This is a genomic window from Bacillus sp. FJAT-28004, from assembly GCF_001280845.1.
In the GTDB taxonomy this organism is placed as follows: Bacteria; Bacillota; Bacilli; order Paenibacillales; family Paenibacillaceae; genus Pristimantibacillus.
This window is the reverse complement of sequence record NZ_LGHP01000002.1, coordinates 457,885-476,883: the sequence shown is the minus strand read 5'-3', so window position 1 is coordinate 476,883 and position 18,999 is coordinate 457,885. Positions and strand designations below refer to the sequence as shown.

Here is an 18,999-nt window from a genome sequence, read left to right as displayed (position 1 = left end):
TTGCAAGTCCTCCTTGAATCGGTTATTCCATTATGTTTTTTTAAGAGGTACCTAATGCATTTTGATAAATTTCAATGTACTTACCAAGCTGCAGACCATCAAAACCTTTCACATATGCATCCCATTCCTTGCTGATATCTTTGGAGCCCGTAATAAACTGCGCCATATTCGATTTCGTATAATCGATAATCGTCGTTTTTAGCTGCGCTGCGATTTCCGCATCTTCCTGCGCGATGAACACGCCGTTCGGATACATTTCTTTGGAATGGAAGGACTCATATTTCTTGGATTCCGTATTCAAACGTGTTCCATACCCGCCGTCTGCGAGCGTGTCCTGGATCGCCATCCAAGAGGAACGGTACGCATAGGTGCGGAGAGAAGGCCCGATTTGCTCCCAACCATCGTTATGCGTTTGCTTGCTTTCCCGTTGAATAGAGGCATACTTAGCCTGTTTGCCATCAATATCTAATTCGCCATCCTCTGCCTTGCGCCAGCCTTGGCCTTCAGGGCCATTCTCTTGCAGCACGATCGCTTCCTCGGTGTACAAATAATCAGCCAGCCTGATCGCAGCGATTTGCTGCTCTTCTGTCGCCTTATTCGTAATCGCAAATTGTGATTTGCTAATGCCGGCGAAGTTAAGCGTCTGCTGAACGCCATTTGGTCCTTTCAGCGGAGGCAGCGTCACATAATCCTTGTGCCGAGGCTGCGCTTCCGTCATATTATAGCCATAGCTAATAAGTGCGGTCGTCACAGCTCCCATAATGTTATCCGGCTCGCGGTTCGCCAGCTGTTGAATAGCGTCTGCATTTTGCGTGAAGGCTGCCGGGTCGATCAATCCTTCCTTGTACATTTTATTCAAGTATTCAAGTCCTTGCCGCCATTCGACCTTGTTCGCTACGAAATCGACCTTGCTATCCTTGACAGATAAGAATGTGCCTGCATTTTTCTCGGTGTAATCATCGACAATGAAGGCATTCATCAAGTAAGCAGATATATTTCCAGCCCACATCTCATCAGATCCCGTTAGAGGCAGCTCATCTTTCTTTCCGTTTCCGTTCGGATCTTGTTCCTTAAATGCCTTCATAACTTGATAAAACTCCTCTGTTGTTGTAGGCAGCTGGAGTCCGAGCTTGTCAAGCCAAGCCTTGTTAATCCAAAGCTTTAAAGCATTATCGCAGTGGTAGCATTCATTTACTTGTGGCAGAGCATAGATGTTTCCGTCTGGAGCTGTAATCGACGATTTCATGTATGGAATATCTGCCAGCGCTTTTTTAATATTAGGGGCATACTTATCAATCAAATCATTCAAAGGAAGGAATACTCCCTGCTTTCCATACTTCATTTGCTCTTCTCTCGTCAGATTAGCTTGCAAAATGACTTCCGGATAATCACCGCTCGCGAGCATCAGCTGTTTACGGTCCTCAAGGGCATTATTTGGGACGAGATCCCATGCAATCTTAATGTTCGTTTTCTCTTCCAAATACTTCGTGTACGTATTCGTCTCCATGTTCTCGATTGTAGGAAGCTGAGGAGCAAACATCTTAAGCGTCATCTGTTTATTAACAATGGGATACGTACCAACAGCTGTAAAAAGATCCTCTTGCACAGCATTTGTCTCTTTCTGTCCTGTTTCCTCTACTTTACCATTGCCAGATGTCCCCGTATCCTTGCTGCAAGCAGCTAGAATAACAACACAGCTAATTAAGACGCACATTAAGATTGCACTGGATTTTTTCCATCCTTTTCTCATAAAACCGACTCCTCCTTGTTATATCCTAGTCATTCCTAGCAGCATACCATGAAGCTATCCTTATATCTGAATGACCGCCTCGGCCCCAAAGGCAACCCATCCCCCCTCCAAAAACTTTGTGTTGTTCATCCCTTCAAAGAACCGATCATGACACCTTTCACAAAATACTTCTGAACAAATGGATAGATCAGGAGCACAGGTCCGCTGGCAACAACAATCAATGAATATTTCAACAAATCCTTTAATCCCTGCTGAGCCAGCATCTGATTCGCATTGGAGATCATCGACGCGTCCACCGTGTTTAGAATAAGCACATTGCGCAATACGATCTGCAAAGGGAACAAGTCTGGAGATCGCAGAAATATGAGCGCTTCGAAATACGCATTCCAATGTCCTACCGCGTACATCAGCATCATGACGGCCAAGATGGGTTTGGACAGCGGGAGTACGATGCTGAAAATAAAACGAATATCACTGCAGCCATCCAAATCAGCCGCCTCAGCCAGCTCCTCAGGAATGCTCGTCTGGAAGAAGGTTCGCGCTATGATGACTTGAAATACGGCAAGAGCGCCTGGCAAAATCATAGCCCACCGTGTATCCAATAGATGTAATTCTTTTACGACCAAATAATACGGAATCAGCCCGCCCTCAAACATCATCGTTATAACAAGAAGAACCATGAAAAAATTTCTTCCATAAAAAGTTTTCCTCGCTAACGGATATGCAAGCATTACCGTCAGAACAACGTTAATGATCGTTCCGGAAACCGTGTAAAACAATGAATTCATAAATCCGGTACCAATCTGCGGATTGTTAAAAACAGCCTTATAGCCATCGAGTGTGAATTGCACCGGGAACAGCCATACCTTGCCGGAAACGACAGCCTGCGGCGAACTAAAGGATGAGCTTAAAATGTAGAGAAGCGGCAGAAGCACGACTAATAGGACGACGGTCAGAAAGGCATAAATGAATGCCATGAATACGCGGTCACCGTTTGATTCTCGAATGGATATTTTTTTTGCCATAAGTTCTCCTCTCTTATCTTCGCTACCACAAACTATTATTAGAAATTTTTCTAGCGATATAGTTAACGACTATGAGCAATGTTAGATTAATAACCGAGTTAAAGACGCCGATTGCCGCAGAGAAGCTGAAGCTCGAACCAAGCAAGCCCACTTTATATACATAAGTAGAAATGACTTCTGAGGTCGCAAGATTGAGCGGATTTTGCATCAAATAGATTTTCTCGAATCCCAGCTTCATTAGATTTCCTAGATTAAGAATAAGAAGAATGACGGATACCGGAATTAGACTAGGAATATCTACATTGATAATTTTCTGAATTCTAGATGCGCCATCGACCTTGGCCGCTTCATACAGCTCAGGATTGACGCCCGCTAATGCAGCAATATAGATAATCGCCCCGTAGCCAGTATGCTGCCATACATCTGACCAGACATAGATAGATTTAAAAAAGGAAGGAATACCCATAAAATTTGTATTTTCCACGCCGAGCATCTGGAACAGCTTGCTTACGATGCCTACGTTTGGGGTCAAATTGACGATTATTATCGATACCATAATGACCGTCGAAATGAAGTAAGGCGCATAAGAGATCAGCTGTACGCTTTTCTTGAACAGACCATTGCGTACTTCGTTGAGAGCAAGCGCCAAAATGATAGGAGCTGGGAAGCCGACTAGCAAGCCATAAAGGCTAATGCCGAGCGTATTTTTCATATACAGCCAGAAATTTGGAGAATCGAAAAACTGATTAAAGTATTTTAGTCCGACCCAATCGCTTCCAAAGATACCTTTGATGACGTTGTAGTCTTTGAACGCGATCATGATGCCAGCCATAGGTACATATTTGAATATAATGAGGTAGGCAATTGGCAATAATATGACGAAATACAATTGCCAGTGGCGAGCCATTTTGCGCAGAGGCGCATAACGTCTTGCTGTGTGTGCAAGGGGCACCGAAACGGAGCCATGATTAAGTTTGGACAAGGGCTAGCCTCCTTTTAACAGTCTCATTTGTGATTACGCTTTCATGTGTTCATTTTATAAGCTGCACTCGCCATGTAACAAGATACATTAATTGCTCGCTTAACCTTTTTCGCATCACCACTCCACAAGAAACGGCAGCACCTTATATTCTCGGTGCTGCCGTCACTTTCGCAACCATTCCATATAAAAGAACTAACATAATTCTTGAGCTTAACCATTTTCAACGCCGTCTTTGTTTAGCCATTTTGCTGCTTCAGCGTCTCTGAACGGTATTCGCCCGGTGAGCAACCGACGACCTTTTTGAACACTCTCGTAAACGATATCGCACTTGTGTATCCAACCACTTCAGCGATATCCTGCACCGTCCTCCGTGTCTCTATTAGAAGTCTCTTCGCTTCATTCAAGCGAATATCGATTAAGAAATCTATAAACTTCTGTCCTGTTGTTTCCTTGAACAGCTTGCTCACATATTTCGCATTAATATCGAATTTCTCACTTAAATATTCAAGTGACATATTCGGATTTACATATTCCATCTCAATAACTCTCCGCATTTCTTTAATAATTCCAGCATGCTGACCGTTATAACGCATGTCTGCGAGCGTGTCTTCAAGCTCTATCATTTTGCCGATTATTGCTTCATGCATATCTTCCAGTGAATGGCATTTATCCAATTTGTCGATCAAGACCGGCAGAGCCTCAGTTTCCCACACTAACTGGGTTTCTTTACCAAGTCCCGACAATTCGCGCCCCAGACTATAGATCAGATAATTAATCACATTCATAATCTCGTCCTTAGTCAACAAGCCTTGCTTCATCTGGTTGAACAAATCGTCCAACTGGTTTCTCCAACTTTTTTCCGATTTGCGGAAGTCATAAACAGCAGCTCTAATCATTCCAAGATAAGCGTATACTTCAACTTGGCCCTGGCTCATCACATCCTCACGCGTAATGAGGCGGTTTTCGCCCAGCACCATCTTATAATTTAGCGCTTCCAATGCTTGCTGAAATGATTGGGGGATTTCGGAGAGCTGTAAGGCAGGATTCCCGATCCCAATGCTTATCGTAAATTTCATGTTCTGCTCAATCCAAGCTCGAATGCTATCACAGAGCTGTACAACGATTTGGGCTTCAACACCCTCGCTGCTTGCGAATAAAATAACACTGAGACGTGATGAAGCTGTCCATTCTGCCCAGCATTCGTATCCAAAACGTGAAGACTGCTCATGGGTAATGCTTCGCATAGCAAACTTCAGTAAATTTTGATCGTGACGCGAATAACTGCTGCAAAAATCTCCGTACTTATCAAGCTCCAAGACGATAAGCGAATGACGATCCGCAGGTGCAGGAAGCTGCAGCCGCTCCGCTTCGCGCCGCCAATCCCCCAGCGTAAGCTCCGTTCCAGCTTCAATAAGCTGATGGAACAGGTTGCGCGTCCGTAAATGAAGATCCTCCTTATATTGCTGCTGATATTGCCTTGCTTGCTCCGTTAAATTATCGAGAGCAGATTCTATAAACACAAATTCATTAATTCTTCCTGGTCCGGCTTTCATAACTCCTCCAGCAAGTGCCAGCTTATACCCGCTAAAGCGTGAGACAATCTGTTCAACAGGTTTCGCATTTCGCCTTGATATATAAATCATCCATATGAGACCTGCGATAATCATCAGGATTCCGATCACAAACCATACGTTATAAAGCAAGGATACCGTTTGGATGAACGTACCTTGCACAAAACCGCTTATATAAGACCAATTCGAATAGCTCGACTTATAATCTGCATATATGCGCATGGAATCTACAGGTTCTTCCCCTTTGAGAAGTTCATTGCCCGCTCCGTCTTTGATCCGAATGAAGCTGACTTCCGAATTGTAAAGCTCATGAACTAAACGCTCCAAAGAATCCGTTGCCACATTCACAACGATCATTCCTTTCTCGCTTGTCATGAATGGAGCGCCTCTCACGAGACTGACTACCTTCTTTCCTTCCAAGACAGTAAATTGCTGAAATGTTCGCATGTTTGTCCATTTTTGAGATGTCGTATTTCGATATTGCTCAATAAATGCTTTGTCCGGATAAGTGTCAATATGTCCGTTTGTTGCGTTACTCAGCACAACCTGATCATCGTAACGGACCAGATAGACAGAATCGATGATAGGATAATAAGAAATCATATCTTTCATTTTCATGACGGCGCTAATGTTAATATAAGGATCACCGTCCTCCTTGCTGTTGAAAAAATCGATTATCGACTTGTTGTTAATCGATTCCTTCATCACCATATTATCGACAGCTCTTAAGGACGTATCTATTAGCCTCATCGCTTGCAAAGACAACATGCTATTGGCATTGATAGCCTCTTTCCGACCCTGCTCACTAATTAATTGAAAAAATACGAAAAAGGTGAAGGTGACTACGATAATAAATATCGGCATATAGGAAAGCAGCAGCCGATTAAACCATGATTTGCTCATCATTAGCCCTCACTCGTTTCCGGGATGATTGGCGCTGTTCTCTGTGGATCAGCAGCCGCCGTTTACCTGATATTTCAAAGCTATCAGACGAACTATACAAACTTTCGTGTTCAGACAAGCTGTATTTATTTCCCGGGTGATGTAAACCGAAGAAGCCCCGATACCGATTCCGTATCGAGGCATGACGGTCTCCTAGGGAGCTATGCCCTCTTCTTGTGTGCAGGCCGCGCGAGTTTGGTTTTATTTATTTTAGGCGACATCGCTAATAAGATCAATAAACCGTTTTCAACTTCATGCATTATTTTCGCCTAACAGCAGTCGGCTGCCTCCCGTTATGAACACAACAACTGCTAGCCAATGATTATCCTATAAAAAACACCATACCCAAGAGCACGCAACCACTTGGATATAGTGCATCTTATTTTTATTTCAACAATGATTTGATCGTCTGATTCAAGCGCTCCCGAATAGACTGCAGCCATTTCTGATCTCTTGGATACACATCAAATGTAATCTCGTCCGCAAGCCCTTCCTCTAAAAATCTTACCGTCTCCGCTCGCCCGACAAGACTTTCTAACAACTCTAGCGCCCGCATATCTTGCAGTGCCTCGTAAAATACTTTTAAACGAATAGACTCGATCGGTCCTTCCTCTCCCGGATAAACAAGATACGAATCCCCTGATGGAAATGCGCAGCCTGCATCCGTCGTTTCGAAGGGCTCAATCGGAGCTACTGAAAATTGCGAGTACCAGAAATTATAACCCCAGTGTAAAAAACCCGCTATCTTGTATTTGTACATTTGCATACCGATAATTCGGTTTCGTGCGGATGGCATACAAAAAAAGCGATTAGATACCTGTTCGTATTGGGCACAGCAATAGTAGGTCCATAAATTTTCTGTCCCTTTAGATAAAAACGGCTCTATATGATTGTTCGCTGGAATCGGATTGGATACCAATCCCTGTTCATAAAATGTATAGTCAGATAACGCATCAATGATCGGGAATTGACCCACATACTCATTCATGATCTCATAAGCGCTTGTATACCAAGGCAAATGCTCTAATCCAGGCTCATCGGAGATATGGAAATAGCTTCGTTTCTCTAAGTTGTTCTCCTCAACAAAACGAACCAGCGCGGGCAAAAATTGTCTTAGAAACCCTTTATAGCTATCACCCATTGCATCTGTATCCCAACCAAAAATCCGAGTAAGCACGCCGTTCTCAGTCGCCATAATCTTCGGAGCATGTTTTGCTCCCCACTGTGTAAAGAGATGTGAAAACTCAAAATATTCAATTCCGCTTCGGTTCCCCATGTCAATCCATTGTCTCAACCGTTCAAATCCAAAAGTATAGCTTTCTCCTTGCTTATCCACCTCAATAAGCTGAACCGTCGGCCTCTCTCCCCCTTCTTTCGTATCGAGAGGAGGGGTGAATAGTGGCGTCAACAGCATATTCATACCATGCTGAACAGCCGTCATTACATACTTTTCGATTAAGACCCAATGCGCCTCACTGAACATATCCACGCGATAATGAGTTGCTATGCAGTCTGTATGAAACCATTCCGTGTGAATCAATTTCTGCTTCGGCAATTCAGCGTTCAGAATTTCGAGTTCAACGACTTGCTCGGATAACAAGTTATTTGATTCATCTTGGAACAATATACGAATCGGATATTTGCCAGCTATAACCGTACCGTTAAGCGCTACCGTTATCCATATCGAGCGCCACTGATTAGGAACAGCATGCATAACCCGATTCGAATCCATTGGAAATAACGGATCGGGATATAATCCCGGCGTCGATCGAAGGATATGCTCATCCTGATCGGGATAACAGGGCAATTCGGATGGTACCAGCCCTATTAACCTAACCGATATTTGATCCGAAAGCTCACTTTCAATCTGAATGTTTAAATCTCTTATGGCTCGGGAGACATGCTGCGCGCGGTAAGCGACTTGAAAAGAGAAGACCTCGTTCTTAAAAGCGGAAGCTATAGAAAGTGTTTCTTCCATTAGTTCCTCATCCGGAAACACTTTAGCGAGCGAACTGACGCATTTCGTTTCAATTACGGATAACATGAATAAATAGCCTCCTTTTAATAAGCATGACTCCCTTTTTTCCTGATCTTAGATAGGGAATACAAGCGTTAGTGATTCCTAAATGTAGTATGGTTGAATAATTCCAATTTGCCAATGCACTATTTTGACTAAATGTAGGGTTCAAAATAGAGCTAAAAACAAAATAACGCTTGGGATTCTAATCCCAAGCGTTACACTACTTTTTTATAATGATAAGGAAAACCTTATTCGTTTACTTTACCGATATTTTTTCAAGCGGTTGTGCATTCCCATAAACGGGACGATTGCGATCTACAGGTTGTGCCCATTTCACGGCATTCGTAATGACACGTTGAATGTCTTTGTTGTGATAGGTTGGGTAGGTTTCGTGTCCCGGTCTAAAATAAAACACTTTGCCGTTACCGCGTGTAAACGTGCATCCGCTGCGGAACACTTCTCCGCCTTCAAACCAGCTTGTGAAAATAAGCTCGTCTGGTGCAGGAATATCAAAATGCTCGCCATACATTTCTTCTTTTTCTAACTCGATATACTCCCCAATTCCTGCAGCAATCGGATGGCTTGGCGCTACAACCCACAGGCGCTCCTTCTCATCCGCTTCACGCCATTTCAAATCACAGCTTGTACCCATTAATGCTTTAAAGATTTTTGAGAAATGACCGGAGTGAAGAACAATTAAGCCCATTCCGTCAAGCACGCGCTGCTGTACTTTTTGAACGATTTCATCTTTTACGTCTCCGTGCGCAAGATGTCCCCACCAAATGAGTACATCTGTATTGTTTAATACCTCATCAGTTAATCCGTGTTCTGGCTCATCTAGTGTAGCCGTACCCGCTTCAAATCCTGCTTCCGTTAAAAAGCCTGCGATCGCACCATGAATGCCCTTAGGATATATTTGACCTACAACCGGATTTAGTTGCTCGTGACGATTTTCATTCCATACGGTTACCTTTACCATTATACGAACACTCCTTATTCATTCAATTAATCTCAGTATAAAAAATTCGAGCCTATAAGGTAATACTTAAACATGCTTCTTTTATATTCAAAAGTGTCTTCCTATTTTCGATGAACGAAAAAAACACGGAGTAACGATCGGTTTATTGATCCTACATTTCCAAAAGTGGTATACTCAATCATGGAGGTAATGCTCATGCCCTTAATGAAAACTACCATTGATACACATTCCGAAGCCATTAACGAAGAGGTTATTTATCAGAATCCGCTTCTTTTTCTTAAGATATGGGAGATTTACTCGGAAGCTCACTATTGCAGTGCTTTGGAGAAACATTCATGGCACTATCATAAAGAAGTAGAATTTCTTGCTGTCATCGAAGGTCACTTGGGTGTGCAAAGCAAGCACGGCTATGTTGTCCTCGGTCCTGGCGATGTTATGGTACTAGGAGCCTCCCAGCCCCATCGTTCCCATAAACCTCTTACGGATGTACTGCACTATGTCGTATTTCAGATCGATTTGGGCAAACATTTTGACCAAAGCACGATGCCTTATTTGAACTGCTTCTCAGAACTGACTGAGCCGCTGGATAAGCTAAACTATATTTTTGACATTGACGAGTCCGCCAAACAGGAAACGTATGCTTTCATTTTGGAAATATTTAAAGAATCGCAAACGAGGATGAGAGGCTATGAGATTGCCATCAGCTCGATTATCAAGAGATTGCTGCTGTTGCTGTTAAGAAGCGATTGCCGCAACGTACTGAACTACACAGAGGAAATCGAATTAAATCGATTAAGACCGGTTCTTGATTATGTAAACAACCATTTAAGCAATAAGCTTTCCGTAGAGGATGCTTGTTCTTTACTTAATTTGAGCTACCATTATTTCATCAAATATTTCAAGAAAACGATGGGCGTCTCGTTTGTGGAGTATGTCAACTATAAACGAATAAAGAGATCCGAGCTGTTATTGCTGACAAGTGAGCTTAGCATTATGGATGTGAGCTACGAGGTTGGAATTACGAACATGGCACAGTTCTATAAACTTTTCAAAAGGCAAAATCAATGCTCTCCAAGGGAATACAAGCTGCGCATGCGAAGCGAATCCAGGGTTGCGATGGAAGCCGTGCAACAAAACACTCCATAATAGGCGATATCCATATCCTATTTACGATATTATATTTAATAGGCCGCGTTCGATTGAACGTGGCCAATTAAACTTCGGATGACATTTTAGAATTATACCCTGTTGCCTCTAATTGCTTTTAATCAAAATAAGGAAAGGAAGAGAGGTATTTGGCTTGATACCTTGTTGATTCGATAATGCCATAGTTAATTGGATTCCAGACGCTGAACGCAGCCATTTTGGCATCAGGATAGCCATCCCGAACGATTCGAAAAATCGAAGGATAAGGTACCGATAATGATCACCCGAGCTATTTTTTCCATGATTCACTTCTCCTCTTATTTATGAATTAGGGGCTGCCCCAGACTCCTATCAGGGTAACTCCCGCAGTAATGACCGCTGATAATAGGATACGGTTCATGCCATTCGACTCCTTAAGTAAGAAAATACCGAGCATTGTACCAAACACAGTGCCTATTTCGCGAATCGGAGCCAGATGTGACAACGGCGCAAGATCCATTGCAAACAGAAACAGCAGGGCTCAACACGATGACATAAGCAATATTGCTAAGTTCGATGATAGACATAGGCGACAACGATTGGAGTACCATTTTATCCGTCATTACGTATCCCGTAATACATAAACCAACCATCAGTGCAGGAATAATACCTCGGAAACTAACCGATGCTCCCCTCTGCTTTTTCATAAAACCGCTAATGGCAAACAAACCTAGAACGATACAGCTGACACCAACCCATCCGACAAGCGATAACGATTCATCATAAATCCACACGCTGAAGAGCGGCACGAGGAGTGCTCCCATTCCCCTCATGATCGGGTACATTTGCGACATCTCGCCTTGACGATATACGATCGGAAGCAAAAATAAGTATCCCATTTGGAAACCCATCGATAATAGCATGAACAAGTATCCACTTAACGAAATCGAACGGCTCGCGACATCGGCAATGAAATAAGGAAGAAGAATAACAAATGAAGTGATATGAATCATCCACAGAAAAACACTTTTATTCTTACTTGTTTTAGTAAACAGATTCCAAATTGCAAGTGTCAATCCAGAGCAAAAGACAAGTATGATAGCAATGGAAATGGCGTATCACTCCTCTAGGGATTCATTATTTCCATGTTTATCATACTCACCGACCTTTACAAATTCAACATAAAAACAACTAATAACAACAAAAAACACATAATTAGTTTATCCAAAAATAAATAGGAGTGTCCCACAAGTCATTAACACTGACTCTTCGGACACTCCTTTTATTTTCCTTAACGCTATTTCCTGCTATTAGTCATCCCAGCATTCAACTTCTTCCAGACCTTTGACGCTGCTCTTCACAAATTGAGGGTCATGTCCAGCTTTCTTCTGCTGCATATAATTACGCAGCACGTCAAAAGCGATTCGCGATAAAAGGGTGATTGCTATGAGATTGACCACCACCATCAGCCCCATAAACAAATCCGCCAAATCCCAGACAAGCTGTACTTTTGCAACGGATCCGAAGATGACCATTGCCAGTACACATATGCGATATAACCATAACCAGACTTTACTGGTGTTGAGAAACTCAATATTAGTCTCCCCATAATAATAATTACCCATCAATGTGCTGAACGCGAACAGAAAGACCATGATAGCTAGAAAACCTGATGCCCATGAACCCATGTGTACACTCAGTGCTGCTTGGGTGAGCTCAATTCCGCCAAGACCCTGCTGATCATACACCCCTGAGAGTAAAATAATAAATGCGGTGCTCGTACAGATCACTAAGGTATCAAAAAGCACACCTAGTGCTTGAATCAATCCTTGCTTCGCCGGATGGCTAGTCGTTGCGGTAGCTGCAGCATTCGGAGCACTACCCATACCTGCTTCGTTAGAGAATAACCCTCGTTTTACTCCGTGCAAAAGCGCAGCCCCAAGCGAACCTCCGGCTACTTGTTCAATTCCGAACGCATTTTTCACAATTAGAGCAAGCACAGCCGGCATATCTGTTATATTCATCACAACAATGGACAGAGCAACTCCGATATATAAAACGGCTAGTACAACGACAATATACTCGGATAGCTTGGCGATTCGTTTGACACCGCCAATAATGATGACAGCAAATATCGCCGTCATAATTAATCCCACAGCCAGTCTATTTGTACCAAAAGAGTTCTCAAAAGCAATCGTAATCGTGTTCGACTGCACGGCATTAAACACAAGTCCGAAGGACAGCGTAATTAATACTGCAAATAAGGCGCCCATCCACCGCTTCTTTAAGCCCGATTGCATATAATACGCTGGGCCCCCGCGGAAGCTGTCTCCGTCTTTGATCTTGTAAACCTGAGCAAGCGTACTTTCTACAAAGCTCGAGGCGGAGCCTATAATCGCGATAATCCACATCCAGAAAACAGCCCCTGGTCCACCTAATGCGATAGCAATAGCGATTCCCGTAATATTCCCCGTTCCTACACGAGCTGCCATACTAATGCAAAAAGCCTGAAATGGTGAGATGCTGCCGCGAGGACCGCTACTGGACTCAAACAACAAGCGGAACATTTCTTTTAACATCCGTACTTGAAGTACATTGGATCGTAAGGTGAAGTAGAGACCTATTGCAATAAGCATAATGATCAACAACTTCGACCACAAAAAATCATTTACAACGCCAACTAAATCTTGAATCGTCTGCTCCATCCTCTGCCCTCACGTTGTTTTTCTAGTATTAACTCAAGCATTAGACTTCCCCAAATGAAGGAATATTACCAATTCATGTAATGATTCAAGAATTTAAAAAAACAAAAAGCTACGATCTAATGAACGTAGCTTTTCTTGTTTGGTTTAAACGAGGTGGAGTCATCCCTATCTGAGATACTTATTAAATATGCTTTTATCGGATTACTATTGCTTAACGTAAGTCTTCACAGAAGGTGGAACATACGTAGTGAATTTTTCCAATAATCCCACGGGCTCTTGATCCACTAAAATCATTTGGTGATACTGATCTTGCAAAAATTGTTGTTCGTTCATATGATCGAAAAAAGAGATCAGAAGATCATAATAATGGTTAACATTTAAAATGCCGCATGGTTTTTGATGCAAACCGATTTGACTCCAAGTAAATACTTCAAAAAATTCCTCTAATGTACCGGGCCCACCTGGAAGCGCAATAAAGCCATCTGCTAACTCCACCATCTTGCTTTTTCGCTCGTGCATAGTCTCAACTGTGATTAATTCTGTTAAGTTTTTGTGTGAAATTTCTCGTTCTTCAAGCAGCTTTGGAATTACACCAATGACTTGACCGCCCGCTTTTAGCACCGTATCAGCTACCGTTCCCATAATTCCGACACTAGCACCACCGTACACTAAAGTAATACCACGTCTTGCTAATTCTTCACCTAGTTTAATAGCTCCTTGTTTGTACACTTCTGAAGAACCATAACTAGATCCACAAAAAACAGCAATTCTTTTCACAATATTTACCCCATTCCAAAAAAAACTTTCATTTATACTATATAAGTATATTAAAATTTCAGTTTTAATAAAATAGGAGGCACATACATTGGACGTAAATCAGTTTCAAAAATGGGTGAAAGAATATTATGAAGAACGAGGTTGGTCAGAGCTCGATATTTTCATACGGATTGGTTTTTTAGCGGAAGAAACGGGAGAAGTAGCACGTGCTATTAGAGCCTTAGAAATAGGTAGAGATCGTCCTGATGAAACGGCCGGTACCTATGTAGAAAATAAACAGGAGCTAATAGAAGAACTTGGTGATGTATTAGGGAATGTTATCGTCATAGCCAATAAGTACGACATTAGTCTTGAAGATGTTTTCAAGTCTCATCAAGAGAAATTACATAATCGTTATAAGTAAAGCTGCTGAACATTCGATAATAGAAAATTATGCGTTGGGATTTCCCGCATTGCCAACCTCAACAGTTGGCAAGCGGGGATTTTTGTTTGCGATAGATTGTCCATGCCTAATAAGAATAGTTTCAATTGATTCAGCCACATCACTCATACGACTGCACAGGCTTGACTCCCTCATGACTTACCGTATCGATGACAGCTTGAAAAAGATTCGGCGGGTACTCCGCAATGCGATGGCATAAGTACAAATACCATTCATGTCCATAAGAAAGATAAATCCTCACCGGATGTCCTGCTGCTTTCAGCATGCTGCTTAGATCTAAGCGAATGCCATACAGCATTTCGAACTCTGCATTTGAGCTTAATACCCATTCCCGTTTGCAGAGTTCCTCAATAATGTGCTCATCATGAGTAGCGATCGACACGCGATGACCTTGGCGAATCGAACTTTCAACAAGTTCAACATAACGATCATTAAGTGCTGGAGAACGAGGAAACGAGTAGTCATCTGATTCTTGATAGGCGCCTTTGACGATGCGGATCCGACTAGGTGAGGCAATAGCTGCCAAATCCTGCGGTGTTCTCTTCAACTGTGCCTGTAACGTAATGCCGACATTCGGATAAATAGAAACTACTCTCTCAAAAATAGAGAGTATTCTCTCCGTCTTCGAGGACTCTTCCATACTTATGAATAGTTCAACACCAACTCTCTGAGCTTGCTCAGCTAGATTCATCAGATGCAAATAAGCAAGCTCGGTATCCAGCGAGAGCCCGATATGCGATAGATCGAATGATACTCGTGCTGAGATCCCATTTTGGCCAAAGTCTTGGATCAGGGTCATCATTTCTTTGACTGCTGCCTCACATTCAGAGAAAACAGTTGTATTCTCACCGATATACTCGAGTGATATCGCATATCCTTTAACGGAAAGCTCTCTTGCTGCTTCAACTCCATCTTGTCTTGCTTCACCGGTTACATACCGCGCAGCTGCACGTCGCAGCATTTGGTTCAGCTGCGGCGTTTGCTCCACATAAGACTTTAGGTCAGGACGGCGAGCAATAGATTTAAGCGCAGCTGCGAATTGTTTTTCCAAGTCTGATCTGTGATTCATAATGGTTCTACCTCTCCTTCTTTCAAGTAACCCTAAGTGTACAAGTTAGATAGGAAGCGGTATTGTATAAAATTGCTCTATTTTAAATGGATAACGCATATTTTTGCGGCGTTGCTCCAACTATTTTGACAAAAGCTCTAGAGAAGTGACTCTGGTCATAGAAGCCCACTTCTGCCGCAATTTCGGATATTGGACGCTGCTTCGTCAATTCCAACTTTGCATGATTGATTCTAAGCAATATTTGGTAAGCGTGAGGAGGCAGATGACTCCACTTCTTAAATAGACGTACGAGATGAAATCTGCTGATACCTACTTCATTCTCCAGTTTCTCCAACGTAACATTTTCGTCAAAATGCTCATGCAGGTATTCTTTTATGATATTGACGTACTTCTGATCCTGTCTGCCATGAGGTTCATGTTCAAGATCAGAGGGATTCTGACTAACAAGCGCTTGTACCAGCTCGATTAAAGCCGTTTCGATCTCAAGCGGAGTACCTTTGCTAATAAGTGCATCCACCGTACGGTTTATTTGCAAACGACAGGCTTTGTTTTTACCATCTTCCAGTAAATAAGGGATATAAAGCTGGTCAAGCTCCCGTTGCTTAAGACCTTGGAGCCATTCTGTATTGATGTAGAGCATCTTGTACTGCCATTCCATATCAGTGAGAGGTTGACAAGCATGCATCATCATCGGCGGAAAACTGATCAGCCGTCCCGCTTCAACCTGAAGCAGCGTTCCATCGCACCAAGCATTCGTTTCTCCTTCATCAATGAGTCCAATCGAATATTCCTCATGAAAATGCTTTTGATATACAAGATCGCTCCTCATACATCGCTTTGCTTCCAAAAAAGGCAGCGAATCATTGCGGTGAAAGGCCACAGCCGGCATGCTTGAGCCCTCCTCTTTATTATGCTTTAACTATTTAACAAACATTAGTATATCATGATTCTATTGAACCAATGGAAATCCATATATTCAAAAAAAACGCCCGAAACAGCGAGTGCCATCTTTATATGTTCGCCTCGAATACATCCTTCGCAACTTGAATCGCAGATGCGGCTCGCGGCCATCCAGCGTAAAACGCAAGATGGGTCAACGCTTCGATCAGTTCTTCTTCGGTCAGACCGTTCTCTTTTGCTAAGCGGAGATGATAAGGAAGTTGTCCTGTAAGCCCACCGGCGACTAGAGCTGATATCGTAAGGAGGCTGCGTTCCCGAAGCGATAATTGTTCTCTTCTCCAAACGTCTCCAAAGAGTACTTCTTCCGAATAGCGCACGAAAGTAGGTGCAGTATCCCCAAACGATTCTCGGACGTTTGATACCATTTTTCGATGTTTCATCACTATACCCCCGCCTTTATGTCTGGACTTTGGATCATTTGTGCAACGCCATTACCGAATGTCCAATCCTCGAATTCTGTATCGACAAGTACGACGAAAATGTCTTCTTTCCTCATGTTAAGCGTATTTGACAATAGTTCGGCTAACCTTCCATAAAAGCTTTTTTTCTGCTCAGTGCTTCTTCCGGATTTGAGCATGATTTGAATATAGAGCAGACCGTCGCTTCGCTCTATATTTAAGTAATTCCGACTATAATAAAACTCGCTTTCTTTGTGCGAATGGAACACTTGAAAGTAATCGTCTTCCGGCACATTGAAATGCTGAATGAGAGCACTCATAATGGCATGGCTTATAATAGGCAATTGCTCTCTCCCATATTGATTTTCCATGTAGCTTACTCTGATGAATGGCATTTTTATATCACTCCTTCAATGAGATACCCCCATTTTACTCCCCGCTTATTTATTTGTATAATTGAATAAAATGAAATATTAATTCAAATAATCAGATGGAGATTTATGCCATGGACTTAAAGGAACTCATTACGTTTCGAACGATTATTCAAGAAGGAAACTTCACCAAAGCGGCCACGAAATTGAATTACGCGCAGTCTACGATTACCAATCAAGTCCAGCGGCTGGAGAAGGAATTGGGTATCCAGCTATTCAAGCGAGGATGGGATGCGGAGTTAACAGCTTCTGGACAAATTTTTGCCGTAGAAATTGACAAGCTCATTCAACACTGGAACCATGTAACTGAGCAAGCGAAAGCTTTGCAAAGAGAGGAGATCGGCTCCCTGCTTGTCGGAGGGCTAGCATCGATATTCGAGCATGTGCTGCCAAACTCACTGCGGCAATTCCAGCAACATAAACCAAAAGTATCATGTCACTTTATCAGTGGGAATACCGACTCCTTGTCTCGCGCGGTACTCCAGAATCAACTGGATTTTGCCATATGCGGAGAGCCAACCGATTTTTCTTCATTCAGCTTTGAGCCGCTATATAACGAGAATATTTCCTTCGTTGTAGCGAATAGCCATCCCTTGGCTGAAAGAAATGGAATAATACCTTTTGATGAACTGCTTAACTATCCGATGATCGTTGGTGGAAATACCTGCTTGTATTATCTGAGGTTAGCTAAGCAATATTCCCATTACACCGAAACCCCTTTTCTATTTACAGTGAGTCAAATCTCGGCAATTCCCGGATTCGTTCAAAGAATTCCTTCCGTTGGAGTCGTTCTAGATTCCACAGCGTTACCCACGAATGTCGTGAAAATACACGTCGAACTTAAGGATTCAGCCATTCCGGTCGGTCTGCTGCAATTACGTAACACGGAGTATAATTCATCATCCAAAAATCTTTTCATGCAATGTGTAAAAGAGGAACTGCGGCGAAACTAAGTGTATTGATCTTACGCTATTGGAAAAATTCAGGATTCTTCTCCTAAAGCACCTAAAAAATAGGCCAACCAGAAGCTTCTAGTTGGCCTATACGAAACACAATTCACTTGGATTGAATGAATTAATATTCCACACTCCATATGTGAGGAATATGCGTACAATAAAAAACAAAAAAAACAGCATTTCTGCTGTTTCGTTTCAAATCCTACTTCTTATTCAATAGCTTCATTAATGTGGGAATATCGTTAACCGATACTAATTGCTCAAGATTCTCAAATATCTTTTTCTCATCCCAGTTCCACCATTGAAGTTCCAACAACATATTGATCATCTCATCACTGAAACGCTTCTTAATAACGTTTGCAGGATTGCCGCCAACAATTGTATAAGGTTCAACGTTTTTTACAACAGTTGCATTCGAAGCAACAATGGCACCGTCTCCTATTTTTACCCCCGGCATAATCGTGACATGTTGTCCTAGCCATACATCATTGCCAATCAAAGTATTGCCTTTGAAAGGCAGCTGCTCTATCGTTGGAGTGACCTTTTCCCAACCTCCCCCAAAAATATTGAAGGGGTATGTAGTTAAACCATCCATCCGATGATTAGCACCATTCATAATAAAAGTAACTCCTTCAGCTATGGCGCAGAACTTACCAATAATCAGCTTATCACCTAAAAAGTCATAATGATGTTGAATATTGTTATAGAAATTCTCTGGTGAGCTTGTATTGTCGCTGTAATATGTATAGTCGCCAATTTCAACGTTTGGTCTACTTGGTAGATTTTTAATGTAACAAACTGTACTAATGTGTTCATTTGGATAAAGCTTATTTTTATCCGGAGCTATCGTCATATTTACACTTCCTC

17 protein-coding genes are annotated in these 18,999 nt (G+C 42.4%); 3 read left to right on the top strand and 14 right to left on the bottom strand.

The genetic code is table 11. From position 1 onward, the window contains the following. Window positions 1-40: 40 nt before the first annotated feature. The 6 genes from AC787_RS24240 to AC787_RS24215 form a co-directional block, all read right to left on the bottom strand. The gene (locus AC787_RS24240; protein WP_054027544.1) at window positions 41-1,750 is read right to left on the bottom strand and encodes an ABC transporter substrate-binding protein; all 1,710 of its coding nucleotides are present in this window, start codon (window positions 1,748-1,750) and stop codon (window positions 41-43) included. A 125-nt stretch (window positions 1,751-1,875) separates the two neighbouring features. Next, window positions 1,876-2,775, bottom strand: coding sequence for a carbohydrate ABC transporter permease (locus AC787_RS24235; protein ID WP_054027543.1), 900 nt, complete (start codon window positions 2,773-2,775; stop codon window positions 1,876-1,878). 22 nt (window positions 2,776-2,797) lie between these two features. Further along, on the bottom strand, window positions 2,798-3,682 hold the full coding sequence (locus AC787_RS24230; RefSeq protein WP_082361200.1) for an ABC transporter permease: 885 nt from the start codon (window positions 3,680-3,682) through the stop codon (window positions 2,798-2,800). A 311-nt stretch (window positions 3,683-3,993) separates the two neighbouring features. Continuing rightward, complete coding sequence (locus AC787_RS24225; protein ID WP_235561104.1) at window positions 3,994-6,234, bottom strand: helix-turn-helix domain-containing protein; 2,241 nt, start codon at window positions 6,232-6,234, stop codon at window positions 3,994-3,996. A gap of 421 nt (window positions 6,235-6,655) precedes the next feature. After that, a complete protein-coding gene (locus AC787_RS24220; protein ID WP_054027541.1) occupies window positions 6,656-8,314 on the bottom strand; it encodes a DUF4091 domain-containing protein in 1,659 nt (552 codons plus the stop codon). Between the two features lie 232 nt (window positions 8,315-8,546). Next, window positions 8,547-9,269: a ThuA domain-containing protein gene (locus tag AC787_RS24215; RefSeq protein WP_054027540.1), complete on the bottom strand. Its 723-nt coding sequence runs from the start codon at window positions 9,267-9,269 to the stop codon at window positions 8,547-8,549. Between the two features lie 195 nt (window positions 9,270-9,464). On the opposite strand from AC787_RS24215, the gene AC787_RS24210 reads away from it, so the two are divergent. Continuing rightward, window positions 9,465-10,415: an AraC family transcriptional regulator gene (locus AC787_RS24210; protein WP_414730995.1), complete on the top strand. Its 951-nt coding sequence runs from the start codon at window positions 9,465-9,467 to the stop codon at window positions 10,413-10,415. Between the two features lie 413 nt (window positions 10,416-10,828). Here AC787_RS24210 and AC787_RS24200 read toward each other — a convergent pair whose 3' ends face one another. The 3 genes from AC787_RS24200 to AC787_RS24190 form a co-directional block, all read right to left on the bottom strand. Next, window positions 10,829-11,407, bottom strand: a complete 579-nt coding sequence (locus AC787_RS24200; RefSeq protein WP_054027538.1) for a hypothetical protein — start codon at window positions 11,405-11,407, stop codon at window positions 10,829-10,831. A gap of 297 nt (window positions 11,408-11,704) precedes the next feature. Continuing rightward, on the bottom strand, window positions 11,705-13,099 hold the full coding sequence (locus tag AC787_RS24195; RefSeq protein ID WP_054027537.1) for an alanine/glycine:cation symporter family protein: 1,395 nt from the start codon (window positions 13,097-13,099) through the stop codon (window positions 11,705-11,707). A gap of 204 nt (window positions 13,100-13,303) precedes the next feature. Next, window positions 13,304-13,876, bottom strand: a complete 573-nt coding sequence (locus AC787_RS24190) for a TIGR00730 family Rossman fold protein (RefSeq protein WP_054027536.1) — start codon at window positions 13,874-13,876, stop codon at window positions 13,304-13,306. Window positions 13,877-13,964: 88 nt separating this feature from the next. Here AC787_RS24190 and AC787_RS24185 point away from each other — a divergent pair, with 88 nt between their 5' ends. Beyond that, a complete protein-coding gene (locus AC787_RS24185; RefSeq protein WP_054027535.1) occupies window positions 13,965-14,279 on the top strand; it encodes a MazG nucleotide pyrophosphohydrolase domain-containing protein in 315 nt (104 codons plus the stop codon). A 139-nt stretch (window positions 14,280-14,418) separates the two neighbouring features. Here the strand turns inward: AC787_RS24185 and AC787_RS24180 are convergent, their stop codons facing one another. From AC787_RS24180 to AC787_RS24165, 4 genes are all read right to left on the bottom strand, one after another. After that, the gene (locus AC787_RS24180; protein ID WP_054027534.1) at window positions 14,419-15,387 is read right to left on the bottom strand and encodes a proline dehydrogenase family protein; all 969 of its coding nucleotides are present in this window, start codon (window positions 15,385-15,387) and stop codon (window positions 14,419-14,421) included. A gap of 82 nt (window positions 15,388-15,469) precedes the next feature. Then, on the bottom strand, window positions 15,470-16,276 hold the full coding sequence (locus AC787_RS24175; RefSeq protein WP_054027533.1) for a helix-turn-helix transcriptional regulator: 807 nt from the start codon (window positions 16,274-16,276) through the stop codon (window positions 15,470-15,472). 121 nt (window positions 16,277-16,397) lie between these two features. Further along, window positions 16,398-16,727, bottom strand: a complete 330-nt coding sequence (locus AC787_RS24170; RefSeq protein WP_054027532.1) for a carboxymuconolactone decarboxylase family protein — start codon at window positions 16,725-16,727, stop codon at window positions 16,398-16,400. 2 nt (window positions 16,728-16,729) lie between these two features. Continuing rightward, window positions 16,730-17,140 (bottom strand): tautomerase family protein, encoded by a 411-nt coding sequence (locus AC787_RS24165; protein ID WP_054027531.1) that lies wholly within the window; start codon window positions 17,138-17,140, stop codon window positions 16,730-16,732. A 110-nt stretch (window positions 17,141-17,250) separates the two neighbouring features. On the opposite strand from AC787_RS24165, the gene AC787_RS24160 reads away from it, so the two are divergent. Further along, a complete protein-coding gene (locus tag AC787_RS24160) occupies window positions 17,251-18,129 on the top strand; it encodes a LysR family transcriptional regulator (RefSeq protein WP_054027530.1) in 879 nt (292 codons plus the stop codon). A 205-nt stretch (window positions 18,130-18,334) separates the two neighbouring features. Here the strand turns inward: AC787_RS24160 and AC787_RS24155 are convergent, their stop codons facing one another. After that, window positions 18,335-18,985: a Vat family streptogramin A O-acetyltransferase gene (locus AC787_RS24155; protein ID WP_054027529.1), complete on the bottom strand. Its 651-nt coding sequence runs from the start codon at window positions 18,983-18,985 to the stop codon at window positions 18,335-18,337. Between the last annotated feature and the right edge of the window lie 14 nt (window positions 18,986-18,999).

What these genes read in the sequence shown, in the direction of transcription:
- AC787_RS24240 (WP_054027544.1), bottom strand. Translation starts at nt 1,750, where the DNA reads ATGAGAAAAGGATGGAAAAAATCCAGTGCAATCTTAATGTGCGTCTTA.
- AC787_RS24235 (WP_054027543.1), bottom strand. Translation starts at nt 2,775, where the DNA reads ATGGCAAAAAAAATATCCATTCGAGAATCAAACGGTGACCGCGTATTC.
- AC787_RS24230 (WP_082361200.1), bottom strand. Translation starts at nt 3,682, where the DNA reads ATGGCTCGCCACTGGCAATTGTATTTCGTCATATTATTGCCAATTGCC.
- AC787_RS24225 (WP_235561104.1), bottom strand. Translation starts at nt 6,234, where the DNA reads ATGATGAGCAAATCATGGTTTAATCGGCTGCTGCTTTCCTATATGCCG.
- AC787_RS24220 (WP_054027541.1), bottom strand. Translation starts at nt 8,314, where the DNA reads ATGTTATCCGTAATTGAAACGAAATGCGTCAGTTCGCTCGCTAAAGTG.
- AC787_RS24215 (WP_054027540.1), bottom strand. Translation starts at nt 9,269, where the DNA reads ATGGTAAAGGTAACCGTATGGAATGAAAATCGTCACGAGCAACTAAAT.
- AC787_RS24210 (WP_414730995.1), top strand. Translation starts at nt 9,465, where the DNA reads ATGCCCTTAATGAAAACTACCATTGATACACATTCCGAAGCCATTAAC.
- AC787_RS24200 (WP_054027538.1), bottom strand. Translation starts at nt 11,407, where the DNA reads ATGATTCATATCACTTCATTTGTTATTCTTCTTCCTTATTTCATTGCC.
- AC787_RS24195 (WP_054027537.1), bottom strand. Translation starts at nt 13,099, where the DNA reads ATGGAGCAGACGATTCAAGATTTAGTTGGCGTTGTAAATGATTTTTTG.
- AC787_RS24180 (WP_054027534.1), bottom strand. Translation starts at nt 15,387, where the DNA reads ATGAATCACAGATCAGACTTGGAAAAACAATTCGCAGCTGCGCTTAAA.
- AC787_RS24175 (WP_054027533.1), bottom strand. Translation starts at nt 16,276, where the DNA reads ATGCCGGCTGTGGCCTTTCACCGCAATGATTCGCTGCCTTTTTTGGAA.
- AC787_RS24170 (WP_054027532.1), bottom strand. Translation starts at nt 16,727, where the DNA reads ATGAAACATCGAAAAATGGTATCAAACGTCCGAGAATCGTTTGGGGAT.
- AC787_RS24165 (WP_054027531.1), bottom strand. Translation starts at nt 17,140, where the DNA reads ATGCCATTCATCAGAGTAAGCTACATGGAAAATCAATATGGGAGAGAG.
- AC787_RS24160 (WP_054027530.1), top strand. Translation starts at nt 17,251, where the DNA reads ATGGACTTAAAGGAACTCATTACGTTTCGAACGATTATTCAAGAAGGA.
- AC787_RS24155 (WP_054027529.1), bottom strand. Translation starts at nt 18,985, where the DNA reads ATGACGATAGCTCCGGATAAAAATAAGCTTTATCCAAATGAACACATT.